Origin of the sequence: Mesorhizobium sp. M7D.F.Ca.US.005.01.1.1, assembly GCF_003952545.1 — a bacterium.
Taxonomy (GTDB): domain Bacteria; phylum Pseudomonadota; class Alphaproteobacteria; order Rhizobiales; family Rhizobiaceae; genus Mesorhizobium; species Mesorhizobium loti.
This window is the reverse complement of sequence record NZ_CP034453.1, coordinates 6400017-6425479: the sequence shown is the minus strand read 5'-3', so window position 1 is coordinate 6425479 and position 25463 is coordinate 6400017. Positions and strand designations below refer to the sequence as shown.

Annotated in this window: 17 protein-coding genes and 2 pseudogenes; 9 read left to right on the top strand and 10 right to left on the bottom strand. The window is 60.3% G+C overall.

Going from position 1 to position 25463, the window contains the following annotated elements; translation table 11 throughout:
• Positions 1-372: 372 nt before the first annotated feature.
• From EJ076_RS31220 to EJ076_RS31185, 7 genes and pseudogenes are all read right to left on the bottom strand, one after another.
• Positions 373-1518 (bottom strand): annotated as a pseudogene (locus tag EJ076_RS31220) (IS91 family transposase).
• Positions 1519-1521: 3 nt separating this feature from the next.
• Positions 1522-2420: pseudogene (locus EJ076_RS31215) on the bottom strand (tyrosine-type recombinase/integrase).
• Positions 2421-3041: 621 nt separating this feature from the next.
• Positions 3042-4997, bottom strand: a complete 1956-nt coding sequence (locus EJ076_RS31205; RefSeq protein ID WP_126070451.1) for an acetoacetate--CoA ligase — start codon at positions 4995-4997, stop codon at positions 3042-3044.
• A 165-nt stretch (positions 4998-5162) separates the two neighbouring features.
• The gene (locus EJ076_RS31200) at positions 5163-7220 is read right to left on the bottom strand and encodes an FAD-dependent oxidoreductase (RefSeq protein ID WP_126070450.1); all 2058 of its coding nucleotides are present in this window, start codon (positions 7218-7220) and stop codon (positions 5163-5165) included.
• Positions 7217-8467, bottom strand: a complete 1251-nt coding sequence (locus EJ076_RS31195) for a Tm-1-like ATP-binding domain-containing protein (RefSeq protein ID WP_126070449.1) — start codon at positions 8465-8467, stop codon at positions 7217-7219. Before EJ076_RS31195 ends, EJ076_RS31200 begins: the two co-directional genes overlap by 4 nt.
• A gap of 37 nt (positions 8468-8504) precedes the next feature.
• Positions 8505-10979 carry an FAD-dependent oxidoreductase gene (locus tag EJ076_RS31190; protein ID WP_126070448.1) on the bottom strand — a complete coding sequence of 825 codons (2475 nt, stop codon included), beginning with the start codon at positions 10977-10979 and terminating at the stop codon, positions 8505-8507.
• Positions 10979-12463, bottom strand: a complete 1485-nt coding sequence (locus EJ076_RS31185) for an aldehyde dehydrogenase (protein WP_126070447.1) — start codon at positions 12461-12463, stop codon at positions 10979-10981. Before EJ076_RS31185 ends, EJ076_RS31190 begins: the two co-directional genes overlap by 1 nt.
• A 275-nt stretch (positions 12464-12738) precedes the next feature.
• Here EJ076_RS31185 and EJ076_RS31180 point away from each other — a divergent pair, with 275 nt between their 5' ends.
• From EJ076_RS31180 to folD, 7 genes are all read left to right on the top strand, one after another.
• Positions 12739-13533 (top strand): IclR family transcriptional regulator, encoded by a 795-nt coding sequence (locus EJ076_RS31180; RefSeq protein WP_224673600.1) that lies wholly within the window; start codon positions 12739-12741, stop codon positions 13531-13533.
• Positions 13526-14179, top strand: a complete 654-nt coding sequence (locus EJ076_RS31175) for an HAD-IA family hydrolase (protein ID WP_126070446.1) — start codon at positions 13526-13528, stop codon at positions 14177-14179. The genes EJ076_RS31180 and EJ076_RS31175 overlap by 8 nt, the downstream gene beginning before the upstream one ends.
• 12 nt (positions 14180-14191) lie before the next feature.
• Positions 14192-15547: an aspartate aminotransferase family protein gene (locus EJ076_RS31170; RefSeq protein ID WP_126070445.1), complete on the top strand. Its 1356-nt coding sequence runs from the start codon at positions 14192-14194 to the stop codon at positions 15545-15547.
• A gap of 78 nt (positions 15548-15625) precedes the next feature.
• The gene (locus EJ076_RS31165; RefSeq protein ID WP_126070444.1) at positions 15626-16375 is read left to right on the top strand and encodes an electron transfer flavoprotein subunit beta/FixA family protein; all 750 of its coding nucleotides are present in this window, start codon (positions 15626-15628) and stop codon (positions 16373-16375) included.
• 24 nt (positions 16376-16399) lie between these two features.
• Positions 16400-17326, top strand: coding sequence for an FAD-binding protein (locus EJ076_RS31160; RefSeq protein ID WP_126070443.1), 927 nt, complete (start codon positions 16400-16402; stop codon positions 17324-17326).
• A gap of 18 nt (positions 17327-17344) precedes the next feature.
• Positions 17345-18196, top strand: a complete 852-nt coding sequence (purU, locus tag EJ076_RS31155; protein ID WP_126070442.1) for a formyltetrahydrofolate deformylase — start codon at positions 17345-17347, stop codon at positions 18194-18196.
• A 10-nt stretch (positions 18197-18206) separates the two neighbouring features.
• A complete protein-coding gene (folD, locus tag EJ076_RS31150; RefSeq protein WP_126070441.1) occupies positions 18207-19088 on the top strand; it encodes a bifunctional methylenetetrahydrofolate dehydrogenase/methenyltetrahydrofolate cyclohydrolase FolD in 882 nt (293 codons plus the stop codon).
• 30 nt (positions 19089-19118) lie between these two features.
• On the opposite strand, the gene EJ076_RS31145 is transcribed toward folD, so the two are convergent.
• From EJ076_RS31145 to EJ076_RS31135, 3 genes are read right to left on the bottom strand one after another with little or no spacing between them, the layout of a single operon-like run.
• Positions 19119-19910, bottom strand: coding sequence for an SDR family oxidoreductase (locus EJ076_RS31145; protein WP_126070440.1), 792 nt, complete (start codon positions 19908-19910; stop codon positions 19119-19121).
• A 53-nt stretch (positions 19911-19963) separates the two neighbouring features.
• The gene (locus EJ076_RS31140) at positions 19964-20971 is read right to left on the bottom strand and encodes a phosphotransferase (RefSeq protein ID WP_126070439.1); all 1008 of its coding nucleotides are present in this window, start codon (positions 20969-20971) and stop codon (positions 19964-19966) included.
• An 11-nt stretch (positions 20972-20982) separates the two neighbouring features.
• Positions 20983-22266 (bottom strand): aspartate aminotransferase family protein, encoded by a 1284-nt coding sequence (locus tag EJ076_RS31135; protein ID WP_126071187.1) that lies wholly within the window; start codon positions 22264-22266, stop codon positions 20983-20985.
• Between the two features lie 212 nt (positions 22267-22478).
• On the opposite strand from EJ076_RS31135, the gene EJ076_RS31130 reads away from it, so the two are divergent.
• Positions 22479-23918: an APC family permease gene (locus tag EJ076_RS31130; RefSeq protein WP_126070438.1), complete on the top strand. Its 1440-nt coding sequence runs from the start codon at positions 22479-22481 to the stop codon at positions 23916-23918.
• A gap of 161 nt (positions 23919-24079) precedes the next feature.
• Positions 24080-25420: a homogentisate 1,2-dioxygenase gene (hmgA, locus tag EJ076_RS31125; protein WP_126070437.1), complete on the top strand. Its 1341-nt coding sequence runs from the start codon at positions 24080-24082 to the stop codon at positions 25418-25420.
• The last annotated feature ends 43 nt before the right edge of the window (positions 25421-25463 follow it).

Below are 25463 nucleotides of genomic sequence, written 5' to 3'. Positions count from 1 at the left end.
CCTCGGCTTCAGAGGTCATCTGCCGAATGGCAGCTTTCCGTCGACCTCGCCCCGATAGCGGACCGTCCGGTAGCGTGAAGAGTTTCGGGCGCCGGCAGGCGTACGAAAGTCCCCGAGGAAGGAACCCGTGGGCCACAGGCGATGGCTATGGGGATTTCGATTTGCGGCTGGTGTCGGCGACGGCGCGACCGCTGCTGGGAAGGGTGGGGATGGATGCGGGGAGGCCGCTTCGTTGTGCCTCCGCGCGGTTTAGCCGATCCCGCACGAGGCTCGTTGCGACGCTGTGGGCGGCGATATTGATGATGGACACGCGTGGGGCCGTTGCCAGAGGCGGGGCGCCTGCGGGTGAAGGTTCGACCATGCCATGCCGGGTCATGGAGTTGTCTCCCGGTTCGTCGCGGTTGCATCGGGCGGACCGCGTGGCTGCCTCCGGCGCTCGAACGTCTCGATGATGATCATGCGTCCGCCGCAGCAAGGGCATGGCGGGCGGAAGTCTTGGCTGGCCTTGCGGGCGGAGCCGGCGAGCAGGCCGTAGTGCCGGATGCGATGGAAGCCGCGCAGCAGGACATGGAGCAGGAAGCGGCGGATGAACTCGTCAGCCGCCAGCGTCATGACCTGCTGCCGATCAACGCCGTCGCGGCGATAGTCCTTGTAAAGGGGCGATAGTCCTTGTAAAGGAAGGTGACGCCGTCGTGGTCGAACGCGATCAGGCGGCGGTTCGAGATCGCCACCCGGTGGGTGTAGCGCGACAGATAGGCGAGCACCGCCTCCGGCCCGGCGAACGGCGCCTTGGCGTACACCACCCAGCGCTTCTTGCGGACCGGCGACAGGTGCCGCACGAATGCCTGCCGCGCGGACAGGTGCGCCATAGATCCGAAGAAGGCGAGCCGTCCTGCGTCGTGCAGCGCGACCAGCCGGGTGAGGAAGAGCCTTCGGAACAGCTTGCCGAGAACCCTCACCGGGAGCAGGAAGGCCGGGCGCGACGATATCCAGCGGCTTCCGTCCGGCGCGGTGCCGCCGCCCGGCACGATCATGTGGGCATGCGGATGGTGTCATCGCCGATCCCCAGGTGTGCAGCACCGCGGTGATGCCGATCCTGGCGCCGAGGTGCTTCGGGTCGGCGGCGATAGTCAGCATCGTCTCCGCTGCCGCCTTGAACAGCAGGTCGTAGACGAGCGCCTTGTTCTGGAACGCGATGTCGGCGACCTCGGCCGGCAGCGTGAACACGACATGGAAGTAGCCGACCGGCAGCAGGTCGGCCTCGCGCTCGGCCAACCACGTCCGTGCGGCCGCGCCCTGGCACTTCGGGCAGTGCCGGTTGCGGCAGGAGTTGTAGGCGATCCGCCATTGGCCGCAGTCCTCGCAAGCCTCGACGTGACCGCCAAGGGCTGCGGTGCGGCAATACTCGATCGCCGACATGACCTTGAGCTGGGCGAGGCTCAGGTGACCTGCATGGGCGGCCCGGAAAGCGGGTCCGGCAGCACGGAAGATGTCGGCGACCTCGATCGAGGCGCGCACGGCTCAGATGTCGGGCGACTTGAACAGGCCGAGCTTGTCGAGCGGGCTCGTCACGGCACGCACCGTCCGGGTCGCCACCTTCGCGTAAAGGGCGGTGTTGTTGAGCTTGGCATGCCCGAGTAGGACTTGGATGATCCGGATGTCGGTGCCGTCTTCCAGCAGGTGGGTGGCGAAGCTGTGGCGCAGCGTGTGCGGCTCGACCCGCTTGGCGATGTCGGCGCGGCCTGCGCCGCCTCGACGACGATGTGATAGAGCTGCCGCGTGCTGATCGGCTTCATCGCGTGCTGTCCGGGAAACAGCCAGCCGTCGCGGTGCATCACGCCCTGCTGACGTCCGACCTTCCACCACTCACGCAGAAGCGCGAGCAGGTCCTGCGAGAGCATGGCGTTGCGATACCGCCCGCCCTTGCCACGCTCGACGCGCAGCAGCATGCGCTCGCTGTCGACGTCGGCAACCTTCAGCATCGACACCTCGGCGACGCGCAGGCCCGCGCCATAGGCAATCGACAGTGCGGCCTGGTGCTTGAGGCAGGTGGTGGCGTTGAGCAGCCGGGCGACCTCGTCGCGACTGAGCACCACGGGCAGGTTGCGCGGATGCGACAGCCGGACGAGCCGGCGCGCCAGGTCCGGGCGGTTAAGCGTTTGGGTGAGGAAGAACCGTAGCGCCGACACGATGCTGTTCATCGTCGGCACGGGAACGCCGTCTTCCTGCTGGTTGATCTGGAACCGGCGCAGGTCATCGGCGGTCGCTGTGTCTGGTGAACGCCCGAGAAATGTCGCCAGGCGTCCGATGTCGCGGAGATAGTTGCGCTGCGTCTCGCGTGAGAAGCGCCGCATGTTCATGTCGTCGATCAGCCGCTGGCGCAGCGGGCTGACGGGTGCATCGAGAACGGGATGGTGCATGGTCAGGCTCCTTGTTGAAGAAGCCCGCCATGCTCTGCTCCAGCCGAACGACGCTCAACGCGAGCGCGACGACCGGTTCTTGATCTCTACCTCAACCGCAGGCACCCCTCCCGCGCAGCGGGTTCGTTCATCGGCCCTATTGTGGACGTCAGACGGTCTACAATTGACCATCGACTGGGGTTCCTGGAAGCTTTTCGAACTTGCTGTCTTGCGCCTCCAGTCGAAATGCGCGCTTCTGAAGGAGGTTAGGGTCCCTGGATCGCTGTGATGCAACCTTGATTCAACCACTGTGGGGTTCGAGTCGGTATCGCGCTACCGTCTTTCCCCCCGCGCATCGAACTGCCAGTTTAAGCTTCGCTTACGGCTGAGCGAAGAGAGCCTCCACTCACCGCGCCCGCTGAGGGCTCAATCCTCTGCAATCGGCTCATCCCTTGACCCACGACCGACGCGCCATTCGTGAGAAAGATTATGTCCGACTGCTGGCCGCCATGGCTCATGTCGCTCTCCTCCGTCACGCCTCTCTATCTCCCGATGTCCACGAGATCCCCTGGCGCCACACCATGTGTCGGCGCTCACGTTTGCGCCCGATGATCCATGCTGGGAGGTTGTTTGCCGAGTCGATCAACCTAACTCCGGCAGGTTCCTGAACAACTCCAGCGCTTCTGGATTGGCGAGCGCTTCCTTGTTCTTGATGGCGCGGCCGTGCACGACGTCGCGCACCGCGAGTTCGGTGATCTTGCCCGATTTGGTGCGTGGAATGTCTGACACGGCGACGATCTTTGCCGGCACGTGGCGGGGGCTCGCCCCGGTGCGTATTTTCGACCGGATGCGCTTTTCCAGATCGGCATCCAGCTGCACGCCGGCGGCCAACCGCACGAACAGCACGACCCGGACGTCATTGTCGAAATCCTGGCCGATGCACAGCGCCTCCAGAATCTCGGGCATCTGTTCGACCTGGTTGTAGATCTCCGCCGTACCAATGCGCACGCCGCCCGGATTGAGCGTCGCGTCGGAGCGGCCATGAATGATCAGGCCGCCATGCACGGTCCATTCGGCAAAGTCGCCATGGCACCAGACATTGTCGAAGCGCTCGAAATAGGCCGCCTGGAATTTCTTGCTCTCGGGGTCGTTCCAGAAGCCGATCGGCATCGCCGGAAAAGCCCTGGTGCAGACCAGTTCGCCCTTCTCCTGCCTGATAGGCTTGCCGTCATCGTCCCAGACATCGACGGCAAGGCCGAGGCCCGGCCCCTGGATCTCGCCGGTCCACACCGGTTCGATCGGCACGCCGAGCACGAAGCAGGAGACGATGTCGGTGCCGCCGGAGACCGAGGCCAGGTGCACATCCTTTTTGATGCCGTCATAGACGAAGCGGAAATCCTCGGGCGAGAGTGGCGAGCCGGTGGAGGAGATCGCCCGCACGCTCTGTAGATCATGCGTGCCGATCGGCTTGAGGCCGGCCTTGCGCACGGAATCGATGAATTTGGCCGAGGTGCCGAAGAAGGTCATCTTCTCGGCATCGGCGAAACTGAACAGCACATTGCCGTCGGGATAGAAGGGCGAGCCGTCATAGAGTAGCAGTGTCGCGCCTGACGCCAGACCCGACACCAGCCAGTTCCACATCATCCAGCCGCAAGTGGTGAAGTAGAAGAAGCGGTCGCCATCGAGCAATCCAGCATGCAGCCGGTGTTCCTTGACATGCTGGATCAGCGTTCCACCGGCCGAATGGACGATGCATTTGGGAATGCCGGTCGTGCCTGACGAGAACAGAATGTAGAGCGGGTGCGCGAACGGCAATCGTTCGAAGGTCACGGGTTTTGCAGCGAAGGGCGCCAGCGCGTCTTCGAGCGCCGCAGCCTTGTCGACGGTTTCGGCTACGTCGGCTGAGGTGCCGAGATAGTCGACGATCAGGATCTTGCGGACGGTGGCAAGTTTCGTCGCGACCGCGGCGATCTTGTCGGCGACTTCGATGGCCTTGCCATTGTACCAGTAGCCGTCCGGCGCAATGAAGACGACCGGTTCGATCTGGCCAAAGCGGTCGAGAACGCCCTGCTCGCCAAAATCGGGAGAGCATGACGACCAGACGGCGCCGATCGAAGCGGTCGCCAGCATGGCGGCGATGGCTTCCGGCATGTTGGGTATCATGGCGGCGATGCGGTCGCCCTTTTTGACGCCGAGCGACAGGAAAAGCTGCTGCAGGCGCGACGTCAGCGCATGCAGTTCGTTCCAGGACAGCCGACGCTCGACCTTGTCTTCGCCATGAAAGACGATTGCGTCGCCCGAGCCGGTCTTCTTCAGCAGGTTCTCGGCGAAGTTCAGGGTGGCGTCGGGAAAGAATGAGGCGCCGGGCATCTTGTCGCCATCGACGAGTACGCGCTCGCCCTTGTCGCCAACGATGCCGCAGAAGTCCCAGACGAGGCTCCAGAAGCTCTCGCGATCCTCGACCGACCAGCGGTGAAGTTCGGCATAGGAGGCGAAGGATGCATCCGCCTGCGCCGCAGCGGCTTTCAGAAAAGCCGTCATCGGCGCGGCGTCGATCCGGTCCCGCGTCGCGGTCCACAAGGGTGTGTCTGCGGCCATAATTGTTCCTCCCAAAACTGTCGCGATCAGGGCAGCTGGTTCATGTCGACTGCGCGCGAGATCTCATAGTCGGTGCTCCTGCTGGCGGGCCCGCGTCGGACTTGAGACGAGAGAAGAGGGCCCAGCCAGGCCGACGCTCCTTGTTTTGCTACTGGAGGCTTCGATTCAGATGAACAAGGTCGGGACCTCGCGCTTGAAGATGCGGTCTGCCGGCTCAGTTCCCAAATACTCCCTGGCAGCCTTGTGTCCAGAAAACACCGCCGCTTGAATGATCCCCGGCGCGACCGCGTCGCCGATTGTTGTGTGCGGAACACCGGCCTCGCAAAGCCAGGAGGACAGATCGTCTTGTGGAAGTCTTGACGTAACACTCAGCAAGGCCGCTGCGGGGATAGCCGGCAACGGTTCGTAAGTGTCCGACCGATTGATATGCAGCGCACCGTCCTTCCACTCCACGGCCGTCGTGTTCGGATACATCTTGACGCCGGCCGCCATCAGGGCGCTGAGGACACGAGGCTGTTCCAGCGTGTAGCCCATCCAGCCCGCAATCGCGGGCTGAGGACAGACGAGGTGAACCTCGTGGCCTTTCGCCGCGAGATGTTCTGCAAGGACATTAGCCATGTAGTAATGATCGTCGTCATAGATCACGATCGGACCGGACAGGCTCTCGCCGTCCAGGATGCTGTCGGGCGTGAAAGCGCAACCGGAGAAACCGGGGATCGGCGTGTACCGGGTGCGGCCAAGTCCGTCATCCCTCCAGCGCGATCCAGTGGCCACGAATATGTGGTCGGCGCCAAACTCGCAGGCAATCTCGGGTGTGATTTCGCTGCCTAGGAAAAGCTCGACATTCGGCATCTGCTGCATCTGGTAGAGACGGTAGTCGCGGACCCGGTTCCAGGCTGACAAGCCCTTCAGCCTGCTTTCCTTGGTGACGCGTCCACCCATCACTTCCGACTTTTCGGCGATTGTCACCTGGTGGCCTGCCCGCGCCAGGGTGAGGGCGCAGTCCAGCCCGGCAGGTCCGCCGCCGACGACAAGGAGGTTCTTGTTGGTCTGAGCTTTGGGAACGCGTTCAGGATGCCAGCCGCGCCGCCATTCTTCACTCATCGTCGGGTTTTGTGTGCAGCGCAGCGGGATCGAGTACGCGTCGGAGGCCACGCAGATGTTGCAGCCTATGCACTCCCTGATCTCGTCCACCCGTCCTTCGCGGATTTTTTGGGGCAGGAACGGATCGGCGATAGACGGCCGCGCGCCACCGATCAGATCGAGGACGCCACGGCGGATCTGGCTCACCATTGCGTCGGGGGATGTGAAGCGGCCGACCCCGACGACCGGCTTTGTCGTCACTGTTTTCACGAAGCTTGTAAATTCTTCCTGCGCGCCCTCGGGGTCAAAGCGGGAGGTTCCGGAGTCGCGGCTCCAACCCGAGACATTGACGTCCCAAAGATCCGGGATTTCCGCCAGGAGCTCGACCACGTCGCGCCCTTCGCCGCTACTCGATATAGCTTTGGGCCCGGTGAGTTCATGCACCGCAAAACGAATGGCTACGGCTATATCGTCGCTGGCCTCTTCCTTGGCCTCCTCCAGGACCTCGCGTAGCAGCCGAACCCGGTTGGCGAAGCTGCCGCCATATTCATCCGTTCGGTGATTATAGGCCGGGGTCAGGAAGTGCCACAGGATCGACGCGTCGTGAGCGGCGTAGACATAGACGATGTCGTAGTTCGCCTGTTTCGCCCGTCGAACCGCGGCGCGATAGTTCTCGCGTAGCAACTTGATGTCGCTTTTGTCCATGGCTTTGCTTTGGACCGGGACCTCAGGCTTGAGAACGGGGAGACTGGATGGGCCGAGAACCGGATAGCCATTTGCCAGGCCCCGCGAACGCATGCCGCTGTGGCCGATCTCGATGGCCGAAAGCGCGCCATGCTCGCGGATCCTCTCGGTCAGCCGTGCATGGCTCCTGACGTCGACCTCATCCCAAAATTTCTCGATCGGCAGGTTGGAGATATCGGATGACGGATCGATCTCGGAAAGCTGCATACAGACGGTGCCCCAACCGCCTTCCGCCTTCATCGCCCTCATGCCGATGGAGCCGTTGGGCATGAGGGGAGAGTGGCCCGTCGCGTGCGGCACAGCGAAGAATCGATTTGGCGCCACCTTCGGCCCGATCTTGACGGGTTCAAACAGAACCGCATAGCGAGCGTCGATCGGGGTGGCGTGTATCGTCATTGTAGTGCCTTCTTGACGATGCCTCGATCGACCCAATCGTCGAATATTCCAAGCACCGTTTCAGCAAACAGCGCGTCGTTTATGTGCGCGTCGATCTCGGTCAATTCCACCGGATGCCGTATCGCTGAGCGCATTTCATCGAGGAACGCTGCTAGTCCAGCCGGGTCATGGGCAGGTTGCCCCTCCCGGTCCCATTCCTCGATACCTTGAATAGGCAGGATCACATGCACGGGAGCCAAGGCTTTGGCCAACCGATGGCCGATCTCGCGGGCGGTCTCGCGCCGCTCTTGCGCGTTCAACGCGGCGGAGGAGATCAAACGATTGTGCGCGTGGCAGGGTCTGCCGGCGAAGCGGGCGGGGATATCTTGCCAACTGGGAAAGTCTATCAAGTCGACGCAGCCCGGAGCGACGAGTTGTGGGACCTTGTTCTGTCCGGCTGACACAAGTCGGTCCTTGCCACCGTTGACGATAGAGCCAACCAGAAGGTTCCCGAGCTCGGGAAGCGCGAAATCCATGACGGCGCAGAAATATCCTTGCGCGGCCAGATTTTCAAAAGCCATTCCGCCCATGCCAGTCGCATGAAACACCGCAAGTTCGAACCCTCGCTCTTCCAAGGGGCCCTTGAGTAGTCTCATGTAGGAAAGGCACGAGCTGCCAAGGCTCATCATGCCAATGATGGGACGATCCCGCTTCGGCGTTTCGACCGATTGCGCGGACCCCAAAACCGCGCCCGCAGCCTGGCTTAAAGACGACTTGCATATGGAGTTCAATCCGAAGAGGCCTCCCGCCCACAGGATCATCTGGATGTCGGGCGCTAGTCTGTCCGCGGGGACGAGGGGGGAATACGCGACTGTAGAAATCACATATTTCGGTACGCCGAGTGGCAAGGCACGAGCGCAGTCGAGAGCCAGGTCCGTGCCCATGGTGCCGCCCATGGCAATCATGCCGTCGATCTTGCCTTCCGCGTGCAGCCTCGCTGTCAGGATTGACGCGCCGCGCGCCATGATCTGCATCGCGGTGTTCTCGTCGCCGGACGCGATCGCCGTCTGGATCGACGACCCGCCAGCCTCGGCGACATCGTGCTTGCTGATGTCGGTCGGCCGCATGGGACCACCGAGAACGCTTACGTCCATCGTGAGCGCTCGGCCGCCCTGTGCGACAATCCTGTCAGCGAGATAGATCAGTTCGTCCGACTTCGTATCGAATGTACCGATAACAAGGATCGTCTTCGTTTCTTTCGTCGTCATGGTTCCCACTCATTTTTTGTTTTTTGGTTAGTCGGTCTCAGCCACGCATCCGCTCTCCCTGCGGGTCGTAGAGGGGCTGAAGCTGGACCTGGATCGGATAGCGTTTGCCGGCGATCTGGACCTCGAAATCACCCTCTTCGAGCCATGCCTTCGAGACGCCATCCTCACGATGCAGGCTTGCAAGCCCCAGCATTTTGCCAACGCGGTAGCCCCATCCTCCGGAGGTGACGTGGCCCACAAGGTCATCGCCTTTCCAGATCGGTTCATTGTGCGCGAGATAAGGACCTGTTCTTCCGAGGCCGTTGACGGAGACCGATACCGTCCTGAAGAGCGTGGCTGCACCGCCTGCCTTCTGCCTTGCGAGAGGGCCTTTGCCGATGAACTCGCTCTTGTTGAGATCAACAGCAAATCCTAGGCCGGTTTCGTAAGGTGTGTCCTCCTCGGTGATGTCATGCCCGAAGTGCTTGAAAGCCTTTTCAAGGCGGCAACTTCCCATGGCAAACATTCCCATATGCCGCAGGCCGAGTGGCGTTCCGACCGTCAGGATGTTCTCGTAGACACCGTGCGTGAACTCCGTCGAAATCAGCAGCTCGTAGCCAAGTTCGCCTACGAACGATCTTCTGATGGCCCAGACCCGTGCATGGGCAAGGTCGATTTCCCGCGCGGCACCGAACGGAAATTTCTCGTTGCTGAGGTCGTCTATCGTCAGGGCGGAAAGTATCTCGCGAGACTTCGGCCCATGGATCGTCAGCAGCGCGTAGGACGACGTGGCGTCGAAGATTTCGAACCGCCACTCCGGGTCCGCATGCATTTCAAGCCAGGCGCGGTCGCGAACCTGGCTGGGGTGCCCCGTAACCACGAGGAATTTCTGTGGGCCGATCCGCGTGACCGTCACGTCGGCCTCGATGCCGCCGCGTTGATTGAGGAATTGGGTGTAGACGGAGGTTCCGACCGCCACGTCCATCTGGGCACCGCAGACCCTGTTCAACATTTCGACGGCATCCGGTCCCTGCACCAGGAGTTTGGCGTACATGGACTGGTCAAGGAGCACCGCCGCATCCCGGGCGGCGGCACATTCGTCGGCCACCAGGGAAGACCAGTATTGCTCGCCGACCGAAGGTTTGTCCTGCCATCCCAAGCCGGACGGGTCGTAATACATTGGAATTTCCCAGCCGATGCGCTCGGCGAAAACAGCGTTTTGCGATTTCAGCCTGTCGTGCAGTGGTACCCGACGTACCCCGCGTGCCGTTTCGATCTGGCGGCCCGCCCAGTGGATGCCGTAATGGAATCCGACGGACTCACCGACCCTGTCGGCATTGTATGTCGAGTTGGATTGAAAGGGATGGGCGCGAGAAGCCAGCATGGAGTTCATGCTGCGGCTCGGATATCCGTCGATCAGCCACTCCGCCATCGTTAAGCCGACGCCGCCGGAGTTCAGGATGCCGTTGGAATTCATGCCGGCGGCAATGAACAGGCCTGGCATTTCCGGCGCGGGGCCGAGGTAGGGCCGACCGTCCGGTGTGAAACTCTCGGGGCCGTTGAAAAACGTCTTGATCCCCATCTCGGCAAGCGCTGGCATGCGGGCGAAGATCGTCTCAAGCATCGGTTCGGTATGTTCCATGTCGAATGGAAGTTCGTCGAACTCGAAACCGTCTGGAATGCCCTCTTTGCCCCAAGCCTTGCCCAAGGCTTCGAAACCACCGATCAACAGCTTGCCCGCGTCCTCCTTCCAGTAGGTCCGTTCTTCGCCGACGACAAGGCAGGGCAGGGTGCGCGGGAGGCCGGCAATCGCTTCGGTGACGATGTAGAAATGCTCCGCTGCATGAAGGGGCACAGTCACCCCATGTGCCTTGGCAAAGCGGCTTGTCCACATCCCGCCGGCGAGAATGACTTTTTCGGTGGCGATCACACCCTGATCGGTTTCGACACCAATCACCCGGCCGTTCTTCGTCAGAATTCTTGTGGCCGAAGTGTTCTCAAAAATCAGCGCCCCGTTGTTGCGAGCGCCGCGGGCCATCGCCTGGGTGACGTCCAGGGGATTGACCTGACCGTTGGAGGGAACGAAGAAGCCGCCTTGGACGCCCCCATAGTCCACCAGGGGCCAGATTTCTTTCAGCTCCGGGATCGAGAGTATGTGGCTTTCGATTTCCATTCGTCCGGCATGGTCATGGTTGCGCAGCAACTGGTCCATCCGGATATCCGACAATGCGAGATGCAGCGTGCCGTTCTGCTTGTAGCCCGTTGCCTGTCCCGTCTCACTTTCGAGTTCCATAAAGAGCCGTGCGGTGTATTTCGAGAGCGCTGTCTGCGAGCCAGACTCACGCAGTTGCCCGACGATTCCTGCCGCGTGCCATGTCGTCCCACTTGCAAGCTGTTTACGCTCCAAGAGCACCGCACCCGCCATTCCGCGTTTCGCAAGATGGTAGAGGGACGATATGCCGATGATGCCGCCGCCGATGACGACTGCAGGAGCCCGTTCTGGGAGTGACCTTGGGGATCTGTTTTCGGTCATCAGAGTTGAATCCACGCTGTCTTGAGATTGAGGAATTTATCGAGGGCATGCGGCGACTTGTCGTGACCGTTGCCAGACTGTCCGACGCCACCGAGCGGCACGGTGATGTCCGGCCCTCCATATGTGTTGACGTGGACGACGCCGGCCCTGATCGCCCTTACCATGCGATGGGCGCGCGAGAGGTTGGACGTCCAGACGCCGGATGCCAGCCCGTAAATCGTCGAGTTTGCGATCCGAACCGCGGCGGCCTCGTCGTCAAAGGGCGTGATCGCAAGCACCGGGCCGAACACTTCTTCCTGGGCAAGGGCGGCGTCTGGAGCGACTTGGTCAAACACCGTCGGCGCCATGAAGAATCCCCCTGTTTCCTCGCGGATTCGGGTACCGCCGGTAAGCAGCGAGGCGCCATCGGCTGTGGCCCGGGCCACAAATTCCAGGTTCTTGAAAAGTTGGTCGGCGCTTGCAATTGCGCCAGCCTCGGTTCTGACATCAAGGGGATCGCCCAACCGCATCTGTGAAGCAAATTCGGCCACTTTTTGCGCAAAATCAGCGTGAATCGAGCGCTCTACCAAGAGCCGGGAGCCGGCTACGCAAACCTGACCGGAGTTGCGGAATATGCCATAGGCCGCGACCTTGGCTGCCTGATCGAGATCCGGTGCGTCCGCGAACACTACGTTCGGCGACTTACCTCCGAGTTCGAGATAGACGCGCTTGAGATTAGATCGGGCGGAATATTCGAGAAGCCTCCGCCCTACGGGACCGGAGCCCGTGAAAGCCAGCACATCGACGTCATTGTGGAGTCCGAGTGCGGCACCGACGACGGAACCCTGCCCGGTGACCACATTGAAGACGCCGGCCGGCAGGCCAGCCTCCGAACAGATCTCCGCCAAACGCAGCAAGGTAAGTGATGCGACCTCCGCCGGTTTTACGACAACCGAATTTCCGGCCGCCAGCGCGGGAGCGATTTTCCATGCTCCGATCATCATCGGGAAGTTCCACGGAACAATCACGCCAACAACGCCGACGGGGTCATGATGAACCAGGCCGAGAACCGAAGCGGCCGTCGGTGCGATCTCGCCGTAGACCTTGTCGATCAACTCGCCGTAGTAGCGGAACGTGTTGGCCGCGCTTCCAGGCTCCGCCTTTATCGCCATCGAGATTTCGGTGCCGTTGTCGCGGACTCCGAGCACGGCCAGTTCCAGCGCATTCTTTTCGATGAGTTCGGCGATGCGGTGCATCACCTTCTTGCGTTCGGCCGGCGCAGCCCTCGACCATAATCCACGGTCGAAACTCGCCCTGGCACTCGCCACCGCCAGGTCGATATCGCCTTCTTCGGCTTCAGCGAGGCGCGTAAGGATTGACCCATCAAGCGGCGATATCACCTCGCGCGTCCCGCCTTTCAGGGCCTTGCGCGCTTTTCCGTCGATGAAAAGCCCTTGCTCCGGAACTGAAAGCCCCCGAAGCTGGTCGATCTGGATTTGATCCATTGGTTGTCCTTACGGTCGGTTCCGAGTCGTTCTCAGTCACGCTAAATCGGAATGGTGTCGCGGGCTGCCTTCAGCGGTCAGATAGACCGAGCCAGCGGGACGAGCGTTTTGAGGCAAATTCATTCGGATTTCCCATTATGGCTTGACCGTCGATTCGCGGTTCATTATTGTCACCATCAGTTTAAAAAGCTTGCATTAGGTTTGAAGTTCTGTCAAGTAGCACTCATCGAGGAGAGGAAATCGTGCCGAAATCCGGACCTGGGGAAACAGTTCCAATGATGAAAAGCGTCGATAGGGCGCTTTATCTACTTTCATATTTTACCGTGCAGGAACCGGAATGGGGCCTGAGCGACCTCGCCCGAAAGTCCAAAGTCGACAAAGCAACGACTCTTCGGATCCTTGTTGCGCTTATTCGCAACGGCTTTGTGGAACAGCATGCGGAAACCAAGAAATACCGCCTGGGGATTGCCGTACTCAGGCTGGCTCGGGTTAGAGAAGCTAGTTTCCCGCTCCTGTCATTCATCAATCCCGTGCTCGACAGGCTTGCCGAGGAGATGGAAGAAACCGCGCACGCCACACTGGCGGCCGAGACCGCAATGATCACGGTTGCGGTGACGGAGCCGAAGAGATCGACCCGTGTCTGGGTGAACCCGTCGCAATTGCTGCCTTTTCACGCGACCGCATCTGGTCTGGCGTTTCTGGCGTTCGCCGCGCCTGAGGTCCGCGACGGGGTTTTTGCCGAGGGAGAATTGGTCAGGTACACGAAAAATACCGTGGTCGACGAAGAGGAACTGCGGGCGCAATTGGACCAAATCAGGAATCGCGGCTTCGCCTTTGCGCCTGGGTCTTTTGAAGTGGAATCGAGCGGTGTGGCCGCGCCGATCTTTTCCAGCAGTGGCGACGCTTTTGGATCGGTGGCGATCGCCGGTGTCGCATCTCGAATGATGAAGGACAGGCAGTTGAAAGCCGCACGGCTCGTAGTCGGGGCTTCGGTGGAAATATCTCGCGCAATCGGCGCTGAACCTCATCCGAGCATCCTGCGTGCAACGAAGGATCTTCTTGATGCCTGAACGCCGTAGTGCGCTTGTCCTCGATTTCGGCGGTGTGATCTCGAAAACGGTCTTTGAAACCCAGCGCCTGAACGAGGCCGCCTTGGGACTGCCTGCAGGCACCCTTGACTGGATGGGCCCCTTCGACACCGATGGCGACGCGTTGTGGCAACAGATGCAGTCCGGGGCAATCACCGAACGGGACTACTGGTACACGCGGGCACGCGAGACCGGCAAGCTCCTCGGTGAGACCTGGGATGAACTCCCCGTGTTCCTCCAGCGCATCCGGGGTGATGATCCGCAGCTGATGATCAGACCAGAGGCGTTGCGCGCGATTGAGGTTGCCAAGGACGCGGGTAAGAAGCTTGCCATCCTGTCGAATGAGCTCGATCTGTTCTATGGCGCGGGATTTCGGTCCAAGCTTCCATTCCTTCAGATGTTCGACCTGATCGTCGACGCGACGTACACAAAAATCCTGAAACCCGACCCGCGCGCTTACGGGTTCGTCTTCGACGGGCTTGGCCTTGCCCCTTCGGATTGCGTGTTCGTGGACGACCAGGCCAAGAACGTCAAAGGAGCGTCGGACGTCGGGATGCACATCGTGCACTTCGATGTTACCGGGCCAGGCGAAAGCTATGCCCAGGCAATCAAGATGCTGGGAATTTGAGAGGAACAGAGGGTGCGAGAGACGAATTTCCTTGTTGAGAACAACGCCCGCCACATGTGGCATCCCATGGCGCATCCCGCCGAGATGCAAGCGAACCCGCCGCACATCATCAATGCGGCCGAGGGGGTTGAGGTCACCGATATCCACGGCAGGAAGCTGCTCGATGCCGTCGGCGGCCTTTGGAATGTCAACCTCGGCTATTCTTGCGAGCCGGTGAAAAAGGCGATCCGCGATCAACTGGACCAGCTTCCCTATTATTCCGCGTTCCGCGGCACATCGCCGTCGCCGGCGATCGAGCTCTCATACGAGCTGGCGGAATGGTTCAAGGAAGACGGCCTCGTGCGTGCGTTCTTCACGTCGGGCGGTTCGGATTCGGTCGAGACCGCTTTGCGTCTGGCGCGTCAGTATCACAAGATCAATGGCCAACCCGAGCGCACCAAGTTTGTTGCCCTCAAGAAGGGCTACCATGGCACGCATTTCGGTGGCGCATCGGTCAATGGCAATGCCAACTTCCGCCGCAACTACGAGCCGTTGCTACCTGGGGTTTTTCATCTCGCCGCACCTTATGCCTACCGCAATCCCTTCGGCACCTCTGATCCGGCGGAGATTGCCCAGGCGATCGCTCGCCAGTTCGAGGATGAGATCGCCTTCCAGGGGGCCGATACGATCGCTGCCATGATCATGGAACCGGTGCTGGGGTCGGGTGGCGTTATCGTGCCGCATGAAACCTTCATGCCATTGATGCGTGCCATTTGCGACAAGCACGGCATTTTGCTGATCGCCGACGAGGTGATCACAGCGTTTGGACGCACGGGCGCCTGGACCGGCTCGCGTGGCTGGGGTGTCAAACCGGACTTCATGTGCACGGCCAAGGCAATCAGCAACGGATACTTTCCGTTCGGCGCGGTGATGATCTGCCAAAAGGTGGCAACGGTATTTGAGGCCTCCAAGGGCGCCATTGGCTCGATCGGCCACGGCTACACCTATTCAGGTCACCCAGTTGGAGCCGCCGCAGCGCTCGCGACGCTCGCCGAAACAAAACGTCTCAACGTCGCCGCGAATGCAAAGGCCCGGGGAGCGGAGTTGCTTGTGGGCCTTGAAGGCCTCAAGGAGAAGCATGAGCTGGTAGGGGACGTGCGGGGTCTCGGTCTGATGTGCGCGCTTGAACTGGTGTCGGACCGCAAGACGAAATCGGCAGCGGCCAAAGACGTCGTGCAGAAGGTTTTCGACACCGCATACGAAGAAAGCGTAATGGTCCGCACTTCCGGTGCCAACGTCATCATCTCACCCCCGCTCGTCATCACGGCGGCAGATGTGAAGCGGATCGTCGCCGCACTCGATGTGGGCCTCGCGCAAGCCGGGCGATAATTGATTGAGATGGAATATTGCCTGGGCCATGTGGTCCCGGAATAGGGAAACTCACCCCGAAAATAAGGGCACAATCAAGTGAAAATCCTTGTACCCGTGAAGCGAGTTGTGGATGCGAACGTCAAGGTTCGCGTCAAGGCTGACGGTTCGGCTGTAGAACTCGCCAACGTCAAGATGGCGATGAACCCGTTTGACGAGATCGCGGTCGAAGAGGCGCTCCGGCTGAAGGAAGCCGGCAAGGCGGAAGAGATCATCGTCGTCTCTATCGGACCGCAGCAGGCGCAGGAAACCTTGCGCACCGCGCTCGCCATGGGCGCCGACCGCGCCATCCTGGTCAAGACCGATGAGCAGACCGAGCCGCTCGGTGTCGCCAAGGTGCTGAAGGGCGTCGTCGACGCCGAACAGCCTGGCCTCGTCATCCTCGGCAAGCAGGCGATCGACGACGATTCCAACCAGACCGGCCAGATGCTGGCAGCCCTTCTCGGCTGGGCGCAGGGCACTTTCGCCTCCAAGGTTGTCATCGACGGCGACAAGGCCAAGGTGACGCGCGAAGTCGACGGCGGCCTGCAGACGGTGGAACTGAAGATGCCGGCGATCATCACCGCCGACCTTCGCCTCAACCAGCCGCGCTATGCCTCCTTGCCCAACATCATGAAGGCCAAGAAGAAGCAGCTCGACGAAAAGAGCCCGGCCGACTACGGCGCCGACGTCAAGCGGCGGCTGAAGGTGCTCAAGACCGAGGAGCCCAGCGGCCGCAAGGCGGGCGTCAAGGTCAAGTCGGTGGCCGAATTGATCGACAAGCTCAAGAACGAAGCCGGCGTGCTGTAAGCGATCGGAAAAGGAGACAACAACATGGCTATTCTTCTGATTGCCGAACACGACAACGCAACCCTTTCCGACCAGACCGCCAAGGCGCTTTCCGCGGCCCTGCAGATCGGTTCGGACGTGCATTTGCTGGTCGCCGGCAAGGGCGCCAAGCCGGCGGCGGATGCCGCAGCCAAGCTCAAGGGCGTCACCAAGGTGCTGCTGGCCGATGCCGATGAACTGACCGAGCGTCTCGCCGAACCGCTGGCGGCGCTGGTCGTCTCGCTGGCCGGCGCTTACGACACCATCATCGCGCCTGCGACCTCGTCGGGCAAGAACGTCGCGCCGCGCGTCGCCGCCCTGCTCGATGTCGCGCAGGTCTCCGAGATCATCGAGATCGTGTCGCCCGACACCTTCAAGCGGCCGATCTACGCCGGCAATGCCATCCAGACGGTGCAGTCAACCGACGCCAAGAAAGTGATCACCGTGCGCACCGCATCATATTCGAGCGCCTCCCAAGGCAATGCGGCTGCCGTCGAGCTTGCCTCGCCGGCAGCCGACCCGAGGCTCTCCATTTTCATTGAGAACAAGCTTTCCGACACCGACCGTCCGGAACTAACCTCGGCCAAGATCATCATCTCGGGCGGCCGTGCGCTGGGTTCGGCGGAAAAATTCAAGGAGGTCATCCTGCCGGTCGCCGACAAGCTCGGTGCGGCTGTTGGCGCTTCGCGCGCCGCGGTCGATGCCGGCTATGCGCCGAACGACTGGCAGGTCGGCCAGACCGGCAAGGTGGTGGCTCCCGATCTCTACATCGCGGTGGGCATCTCCGGCGCCATCCAGCACCTCGCCGGCATGAAGGATTCCAAGGTCATCGTCGCCATCAACAAGGACGAGGAGGCGCCGATCTTCCAGGTAGCCGACTACGGTCTCGTCGCCGACCTTTTTGATGTCCTTCCCGAACTTGCCAAAATTTGACACGAGGGGAATGAAAACGTGCCGCAATCCTACACGATTACCCTGTCCTGCGACGACCAACCCGGCATCGTCGCGGCGGTCGCGACGGAACTTTCCGCCCTGGGCGCCAATATAACCGAGAGCAACCAGTTCTGGGACCGCCTTTCCAACCGCTTCTTCATGCGCATCGCCGTCGAATTCAGGCAGCCCACAACCAAGGAACAGGTCGAACACGCCGTGAAGCCCGTGTTGGACCGCTTCGGCATGAAGGCCGATGTCGTCGACGCCGGCCGCAAGCTGAAGATCATCATCATGGTTTCCAGGTTCGACCACGCAATGTTGCATCTGCTCTACCAAATCCGTGTGGGATGGCTGCAGGTCGAGGTTGTAGCTATCGTGTCGAACCACGAGGACAGCCGCCGAACCGCAGAGATAGAGGGTATCCCCTATCACGTCTTCAACATCACCAAGGACAACAAGGCGGAAAAGGAGAAGGTGCTGCTCGATCTCGTCCGGGAGACGGAGGCAGATCTCGTGGTGTTAGCCCGATACATGCAGGTGTTCTCGGACAACCTCTCCACCCGGCTGTTCGGAAAAGTCATCAACATCCATCACTCGTTCCTTCCGTCGTTCAAGGGAGCAAAGCCTTATCATCAGGCCTTCGAACGCGGCGTGAAGCTGATTGGCGCGACAGCCCACTATGTGACGCCTGATCTCGACGAAGGGCCGATCATCGAGCAGGAAACGGAGCGTGTGACGCATACGATGACCGCCGACGATTTCGTCGCCACGGGCCGGGATATAGAAAGCAGGGTGCTGGCCAGGGCGGTGAAGATGCACCTGGAGCGTCGGGTCATGCTCAATGGCCACAAGACAATCGTTTTCGCGTGACCAGGGCCAGATGAGAGAACCAGTCATCATCTCTGGAGCAATCGTGGCGGCTTCAATACTCGAACGAGTAAAACTCGAAACTGAGGCCTTGAAGAGTTCCGGCATCAATCCTGGTCTTGCCGTGGTTATCGTCGGAAGTGATCCAGCCAGCCAGGTTTACGTCTCCTCGAAGGGGCGGAAGGCCGAAGAGTGCGGCTTCCTCTCACGAAAGTATGAATTGCCCGAAATCACGTCCGAGAAAGAACTTCTTGGCCTGGTGCACACATTGAACGAAGACCCGAAAATTCATGGACTCCTTCTGCAGTTGCCTTTGCCAAAACATCTGGATGCAGGAAAGATTATTCAGGCGATATCGCCTGACAAGGACGTTGATGGGTTCCATTATGTCAATGTGGGTATGCTGGGAACTGGCGAACTCGAGGGCGCGCTCGTCCCGTGTACGCCAGCAGGGGCGATGCTGCTGATTGAGTCGGTCCGGGGCAAGGACCTGTCAGGTTTGACGGCGGTGGTCATCGGGCGGTCCAACATCGTCGGCAAACCGATGGCCAATCTGCTGCTCGCGTCGAACGCGACCGTAACGATCGCGCACAGCCGAACAGCGGAAATCGAACAGATCTGCCGAGGGGCCGACATCCTGGTCGCCGCTGTCGGCAAGCCGGACTTCGTGAAGGGAGACTGGATCAAACCGGGTGCCACGGTTATCGACATCGGTATTAACCGACTACCCGCAGCCGATGGCACCGGAAAGGGACGTTTAGTCGGCGACGTTGATTTCGAGGACGCTTGTCGAATTGCCGGGGCAATCACTCCCGTGCCCGGCGGCGTCGGGCCGATGACGATCGCGATGCTCATGGCCAACACCCTTAAGGCCGCCCAGCGCAGCGCTCGGTGAAGAAGACTCTAGCAGCGACCAATCATTGCCTCAGCCTTGGTCGAATTCCACGAGTCCTCGATTGACCACGCTGCTGCCTCCGTCGACGTTGATCAGGGCGCCGTTGACATACGAGGCTTCCGGCGAAAGGAGAAACGCGGCGACATTTGCTATTTCGCTCGCGTCAGCTGCCCGCCGTTGCGGCACGAGCCGCGTGACACGGCGATATCCCGGCTCTGGGTCCCCGCCTTCGGTCAGCATGCTCATTTCCATATCGGCCATCTCCGTTCGCACCCAGCCCGGGGCAATCACGTTGGCGCGAAGACCATGGCGAGCGTATTCAAGGGCTATCGTCTGGGTTAGGAGCGTCACACCGGCTTTCGACGCACTGTAGGCGGCCAGCCCGGCACCGGCCGTTGCGCCCGCAACGGACGAGATGGTGACGATCGCTCCTTTTGTCCGCAGCAGATGCGGAATTGCAGCTTTCGCCATTACAAACGGCGCGGTCAGATTGACGTCGATTTGGGTTTGCCAGTCGACAATGGACATCTCCGAGACGGATGCGGCGATGACAGTGCCTGCGTTCAGGACCAGCGAATCCAGGCGACCGAAATGGGCAACGACCTTTTCAACTACGGCTGCCGCGTCAGCGGGCACGCTTATATCAGCCGCAATCGCCAGTCCGCCCGTCTGGTTGGCGACGGTTTGCAGGATTGCCTCTCTTCGCCCGCAGATTGCGACGAAATGCGTGGACGCCAATTTCAATGCGATGGCTGCACCGATCCCGGTGCCTCCGCCTGTTATCAGGGCTACAGGCCTGCTTTCGTCGACTGCCGAAGGCATCTCCGATTACCCTTTCCTAAGCCACCAAATTGCAGAAGGAACCGCGTTCAAGATCACCAGCCTGTGCCAAGATAGTCGTCCGCAAGACCGTATGAATCGTCGAGGTAGCGTGACAAGCGTGCGCCATTGTCGGCCAATTCCGGGCGTTCTCCGATCCATCCAATGTAAGTAAGACTACGCAGAAGCAGGAAGAGCGGCAGCAGCGATTCGGAACGTTCAGACAGTTCCCTGCTTTGCCTATAGCCATCGAGAACCGCCTTCTTGATTGCCGGGTAGTGGGGCTCCTTGCGGTTGCGCAATAGCGTCGTTGCGATATCGAAGACACGCCACCCGTAACCGGAGTCATCGAAATCTATGAACTGGACGGAGCTTGGCGTCACCAGGACGTTCTCCCTGACGAGGTCTGCATGGATCAGGCCGAAATCAAGGTTCTGGACGCCCTCGAGTTTGGACGACAAGATACCGCGAAGCCTACCGAGTTTGTTTTGGTCTGCCACCGACAGAGCGTCGAAATCCCAGAAACGTCCCCATAGAGGGGTCTCCCCGAGCAAACCGTCCTTGTCCCAGGATGGACGGTCGAAAGCACCGCCGCATACCCAGGCGTCGCTGATGTTGTGGAGATCGGCCATCTTGTTGCCGAGGGCGCTGAACAGGCGAACGAGATCTTGCGGTTCGTGCTCAAGCATCACGCCCGACTGGCCCAGCGGCGCTCCGGAGAGCCAAGACACGATGTCGGCGTTCTGTTCGGGAAAGTCCACGCTCGACGGCAGCGCTATATAGTCGCCGCCGTTGAGAGTGGGGAGAGGCGTCGGGACCTCGATTCCGCCTTGCCTCAGCACCTTCATCCACTGCAGCTCCGAACCAAGGGCCGCGGCGCTGTGGTATCCAGGACGGTGGAGCCTCAGGACCGCGGGGCGCCCGTCCGAAAGTGCAATCCTGAAGACTGCATTCTCACGGTACTTCAGAAGCTCCGGCTGCTGGGGCGAGAGTCCCCAGTGAGCGAGTGCTTCCTTGGCTCTGAGTGAAAGACGTGCAGATAGCGCCTCGGAAATGTCTCCCACGACAAATCTCCCTAGAGCGCTGTCAGCACGTCATCGAGGGTGCCGATCAACAGGTCGGCATTTTCCGTAGTGAAGGGCATCGGCGGGCGGATTTTCGTCGCGCACTGGTGGATGCCGAGCTTGCCCATCAAAACCCCGCGCTTGCGCATTTCGTTGATGAGCCGCGTTGCGAGTTCAGGCGCGGGCGTCTTCTCCGCCCTGTCGAGCACAAGTTCCGCCCCGAAAAACAGTCCGTTGCCACGCACGTCGCCGATGACGGAATGCTTTTGCGCCAACCGCACGAGGCCGTCCTTGGCATATTTGCCGACGTTTTTTGCGTTTTCGACCAGTTTCTCGTCTTCCAGCACGTCGAGTACGGCCATGCCCGCAGCACAGGAAACCGGATTGCCGCCAAAGGTGTTGAAATATCGAAACGCCTTGCGGAATGCGTTCAGGGTCTCCGATCCCGCCACGACGCCAGCAATGGGATGTCCGTTTCCCATCGGCTTGCCCAGCGTGACGACATCGGGAACGATGCCGGCGTGCTGATGTCCCCACATGTTGTCGCCAGTCCTGCCAAACCCAGGTTGGACTTCGTCGGCAATTAGAAGACCCCCAGCCTTTCGCACCGCTTCGGCCGCTCCCGTCAAGAATCCCTTGGGCAAATCGGGGAAGCCCTCGTTCGCGAAGAACGGGTCGACGATCAAAGCCGAGAACCCGTGTCCGCTCTCGTCAAGCGAACGGATCGCCTTCTCTACCTCAGCGGTGAAAGCAGCTGCAAACGGTTCGCCCGCAACCCCACCCAGTGGCCGGTAGCTGTCGGGTGCCGATACATGACGGACATGGCCGCCATAGCCTCCGACAGGTGGCATACGTGTCGACAGCTGGGAAACGGCCGTCGTGTTTCCGTGGTAGGTGAAGTCTGTTGCGATCACCCCCGTCTTTCCTGTGACGGCTTGTGCCATCCGAAGAGCGATGTCGTTCGCCTCGCTACCGGTACAGGTCAGGATGGCGGCATCCAGCGAATCGTCGAAGTAACCCAAAAGTCGTTCTACGTAGTTCAGGATGCCTTCGTGGAGATACCGGGTGTGTGTGTTCAGCGTTGAAGCCTGTCGGCAGATCGCATCCACTACATACGGGTGGCAATGGCCGACATGGGGCACGTTGTTGTAGCAGTCTAGATAACGCTTGCCGTCCGCGTCCCACAGCCAGACACCCTCTCCGCGGACGAGATGCACAGGATTCTCGTAGAAGATCGAGGTGTTCTTTCCGAGCAATTTCTCGCGCCTGGCGAGCAGAGCCTGCGTGTCGTCCATCATCCAGCCTGTTGTGGTTTGTTTGACCATCGGTTCATTATTGTATCCATCAGATAGATTATCGGTCCGAGGCTTGATCGATGTCAAGTATGCCATCGCAAAATAGCGTTGCTGCAGGCCGGTTGACATTTCCAAAAAAAATCACATGATAAAGAACCATCGGTGATAATAATGAACCAATGACGCCGATGAACTCTAGAAGGGGAATTTGGATGTCAAAGGAACAAACCTCAGCTGATCGTGGGCTGCGGGCAGGGACACTGGGAGCAGCGGCCATCACGTTGATGGTGGTGTCTGCCGTAGCCCCGCTCACCAATATGGCGGGCGTCTTGCCCGTCGCCATTCTCTTCGGCAACGGCACGGCGATCGTCCCGGCCTTCATGCTGATGATGATACTGGTACTGATTTTCTCGGTGGGCTACGTGACGATGGCCCGCCACGTGCACAATGCGGCTTCGTTCTACACCCTGATTACAAGAGGACTAGGAAAGACCGCCGGCGGAGCGGCCGCCATTGTGGCGCTTCTCGGCTACAATTGCATGCAGATCGGCATGTCGGGGATGTTCGGCCCTGTCTGCACCGATCTGGTCAAGACATTCACCGGTGTCACGGTGCCGTGGTGGGCATTCAGTCTTTGCGCGTCGGCTCTGATCGGGATCCTTGCCTATCGACGCATAGACCTTTCCGCGAAGGTGCTCGGTATTCTCGTCATCGCCGAATTCGCGGTGGTTTTGATCCTTGACCTGATGATCGTCTACAAAGGCGTTCCTGGTGGGTTCAATCTCGCCCCGCTTTCGCTGTCGGGTATGCCAAGCACGTCCGCACTGGGTGTCACATTCGTGTTTGCCTTCGGCTGCTACATCGGCATTGAAGCCACAACCCTCTACAGTGATGAGGCGAAAGATCCGAAGCGGACCATTCCGCTCGCCACATACGCGGCAGTCCTCCTGATCGGCGTTTTCTATTCCATCTCGACCATCTGGATCGTCGAGGCTGCGGGCACGTCAACGATTGTCACCCAGCTGCAGAACATCGGCGACCCGATCCAGTTCGTGTTCAACATCGCAAATCAATATGTCGGCAACTGGCTGGCTGTGTTGATGCGCGTGTTGTTCGTGACCAGTGTTTTCGCTTGCCTGCTGGCCTTCCACAATCATGTCGCCCGGTATTTCTACTTCCTCGGCAAAGAAGGTCTTGTGCCGGCCTGGCTCGGCCGCACTCATGACACCTATCAGAGTCCTCATCGCGCCACGATCGTGCAGACGGTTATCGCACTCGCGGTGATCTCGGTCTTCGCCATCGCAGGCCTCGATCCGCTACTTACCCTGTTCGCATGGATCGCGAACGTGGCCGTCATATGCATCATCCTTCTGATGCTCGCGGTCTGCCTCGCAGTCATAGCATTCTTCAACAAGAACCCGGAACTGGAACCGAACCAGCCGATCAAGACGAAGATCATGCCTGCTCTTGCTGCTGTAGGCTTTGCTGCCGTGGCATACTTCGGCATTAGCGGTTTCGACATCCTCACGGGCACTCCGGGCCCGTTGGCTGTCGCGCTGCCGTCCACGATCCTGGTGGCTGCCGTCATTGGGGCGGTGAGGGCAATGATGCGGCCTGGAGCCGTCGCTCGGTTAAACGCCGACAGAGTGTAACAACTTCAAGACAAGACGAGAGGGCTCGCCTAATCGGCTGGCCCTTTCGACCTCAATCGCGCCGGCTGCCAGCCCAGGTGCGACCGAGCCCTGATTGGTTCCAAACGTGACGGTTGGCAACGCTACCAGATTAGAATTTTCGCGGAACGGAGATTTCGAAAATGGCCCAGGCACGGATACACCGCGCAAACACTCCAAAATACATGCCGGGCTTCGGTAACGACTTCGAGACGGAGTCTCTTCCGGGCGCGCTGCCGCAGGGCCAGAATAGTCCGCAAAAGTGCAACTTCGGACTGTATGCCGAGCAGTTGTCAGGCTCGCCCTTTACCGCACCCCGTGGCACGAATGAGCGATCCTGGCTCTACCGCATCCGCCCCAGTGTGCGGCACACGCGCCGGTTTTCCAACGCCAGCTACCCGTTCTGGAAATCGGCGCCGTGCCTCGATGATCATTCCCTGCCGCTCGGCCAATTGCGCTGGGACCCGATCCCGGCCCCAACGGAAAAACTCAACTTTCTTGCCGGCATTCGCACCATGACGACGGCCGGCGACGTCATGACCCAGGTCGGCATGGCGGCGCATGTCTATGTTTTCAATGACGACATGGTCGACGATTATTTTTTCAATGCCGACGCCGAACTGTTGGTTGTGCCGCAAGTCGGCGCTATTCGCGTTATCACCGAAATGGGCATCATTGATGTTGAGCCTTCCGAGATCTGCCTGATCCCGCGAGGCATGATGTTCAAGGTCTCACGGCTCGGCGAGGGCTCCGATTGGCGCGGCTATGTCTGCGAAAACTACGGTGCCAAGTTCACCCTGCCGGATCGCGGCCCTATCGGCGCAAACTGCCTCGCAAACCCGCGCGACTTCAAGACGCCGGTCGCTGCCTATGAGGACAAGGAAACGCCATGCCGCGTGCATGTGAAATGGTGCGGCAAATTCTATGTCAGCGAAATCGGGCATTCGCCGCTCGACGTTGTTGCCTGGCATGGTAATTACGCGCCGTTCAAATACGACCTGCGCACCTTCTCGCCGGTCGGCGCGATCCTGTTCGACCATCCCGATCCATCGATCTTCACGGTGCTCACGGCGCCAACCGAGGAATCGGGAACGGCGAATGTCGATTTCGTCATCTTCCCGCCTCGCTGGTTGGTGGCCGAGCACACGTTCCGCCCACCTTGGTACCATCGCAATATCATGAGCGAATTCATGGGCCTCATCGAGGGCCAATACGACGCCAAGGAAGAAGGCTTCGTACCGGGCGGCATGAGTCTGCACAATATGATGCTGCCGCATGGCCCGGATGCCATGGGCTTCGAGAAGGCATCCAGCGTGGAACTGAAGCCGGTGAAGCTAGACCACACCTTGGCCTTCATGTTCGAGACCCGGTATCCGCAGCAACTGACTCGCTACGCCGCCGAGCTCGAGACTCTGCAGGATGACTACCTTGAATGCTGGGATCATCTGGACCGGAAATTTGACGGAACCCCAGGCATCAAATGATGCCTCAACTACGCATCAATTCATGAATCCTGATGCCACGTGG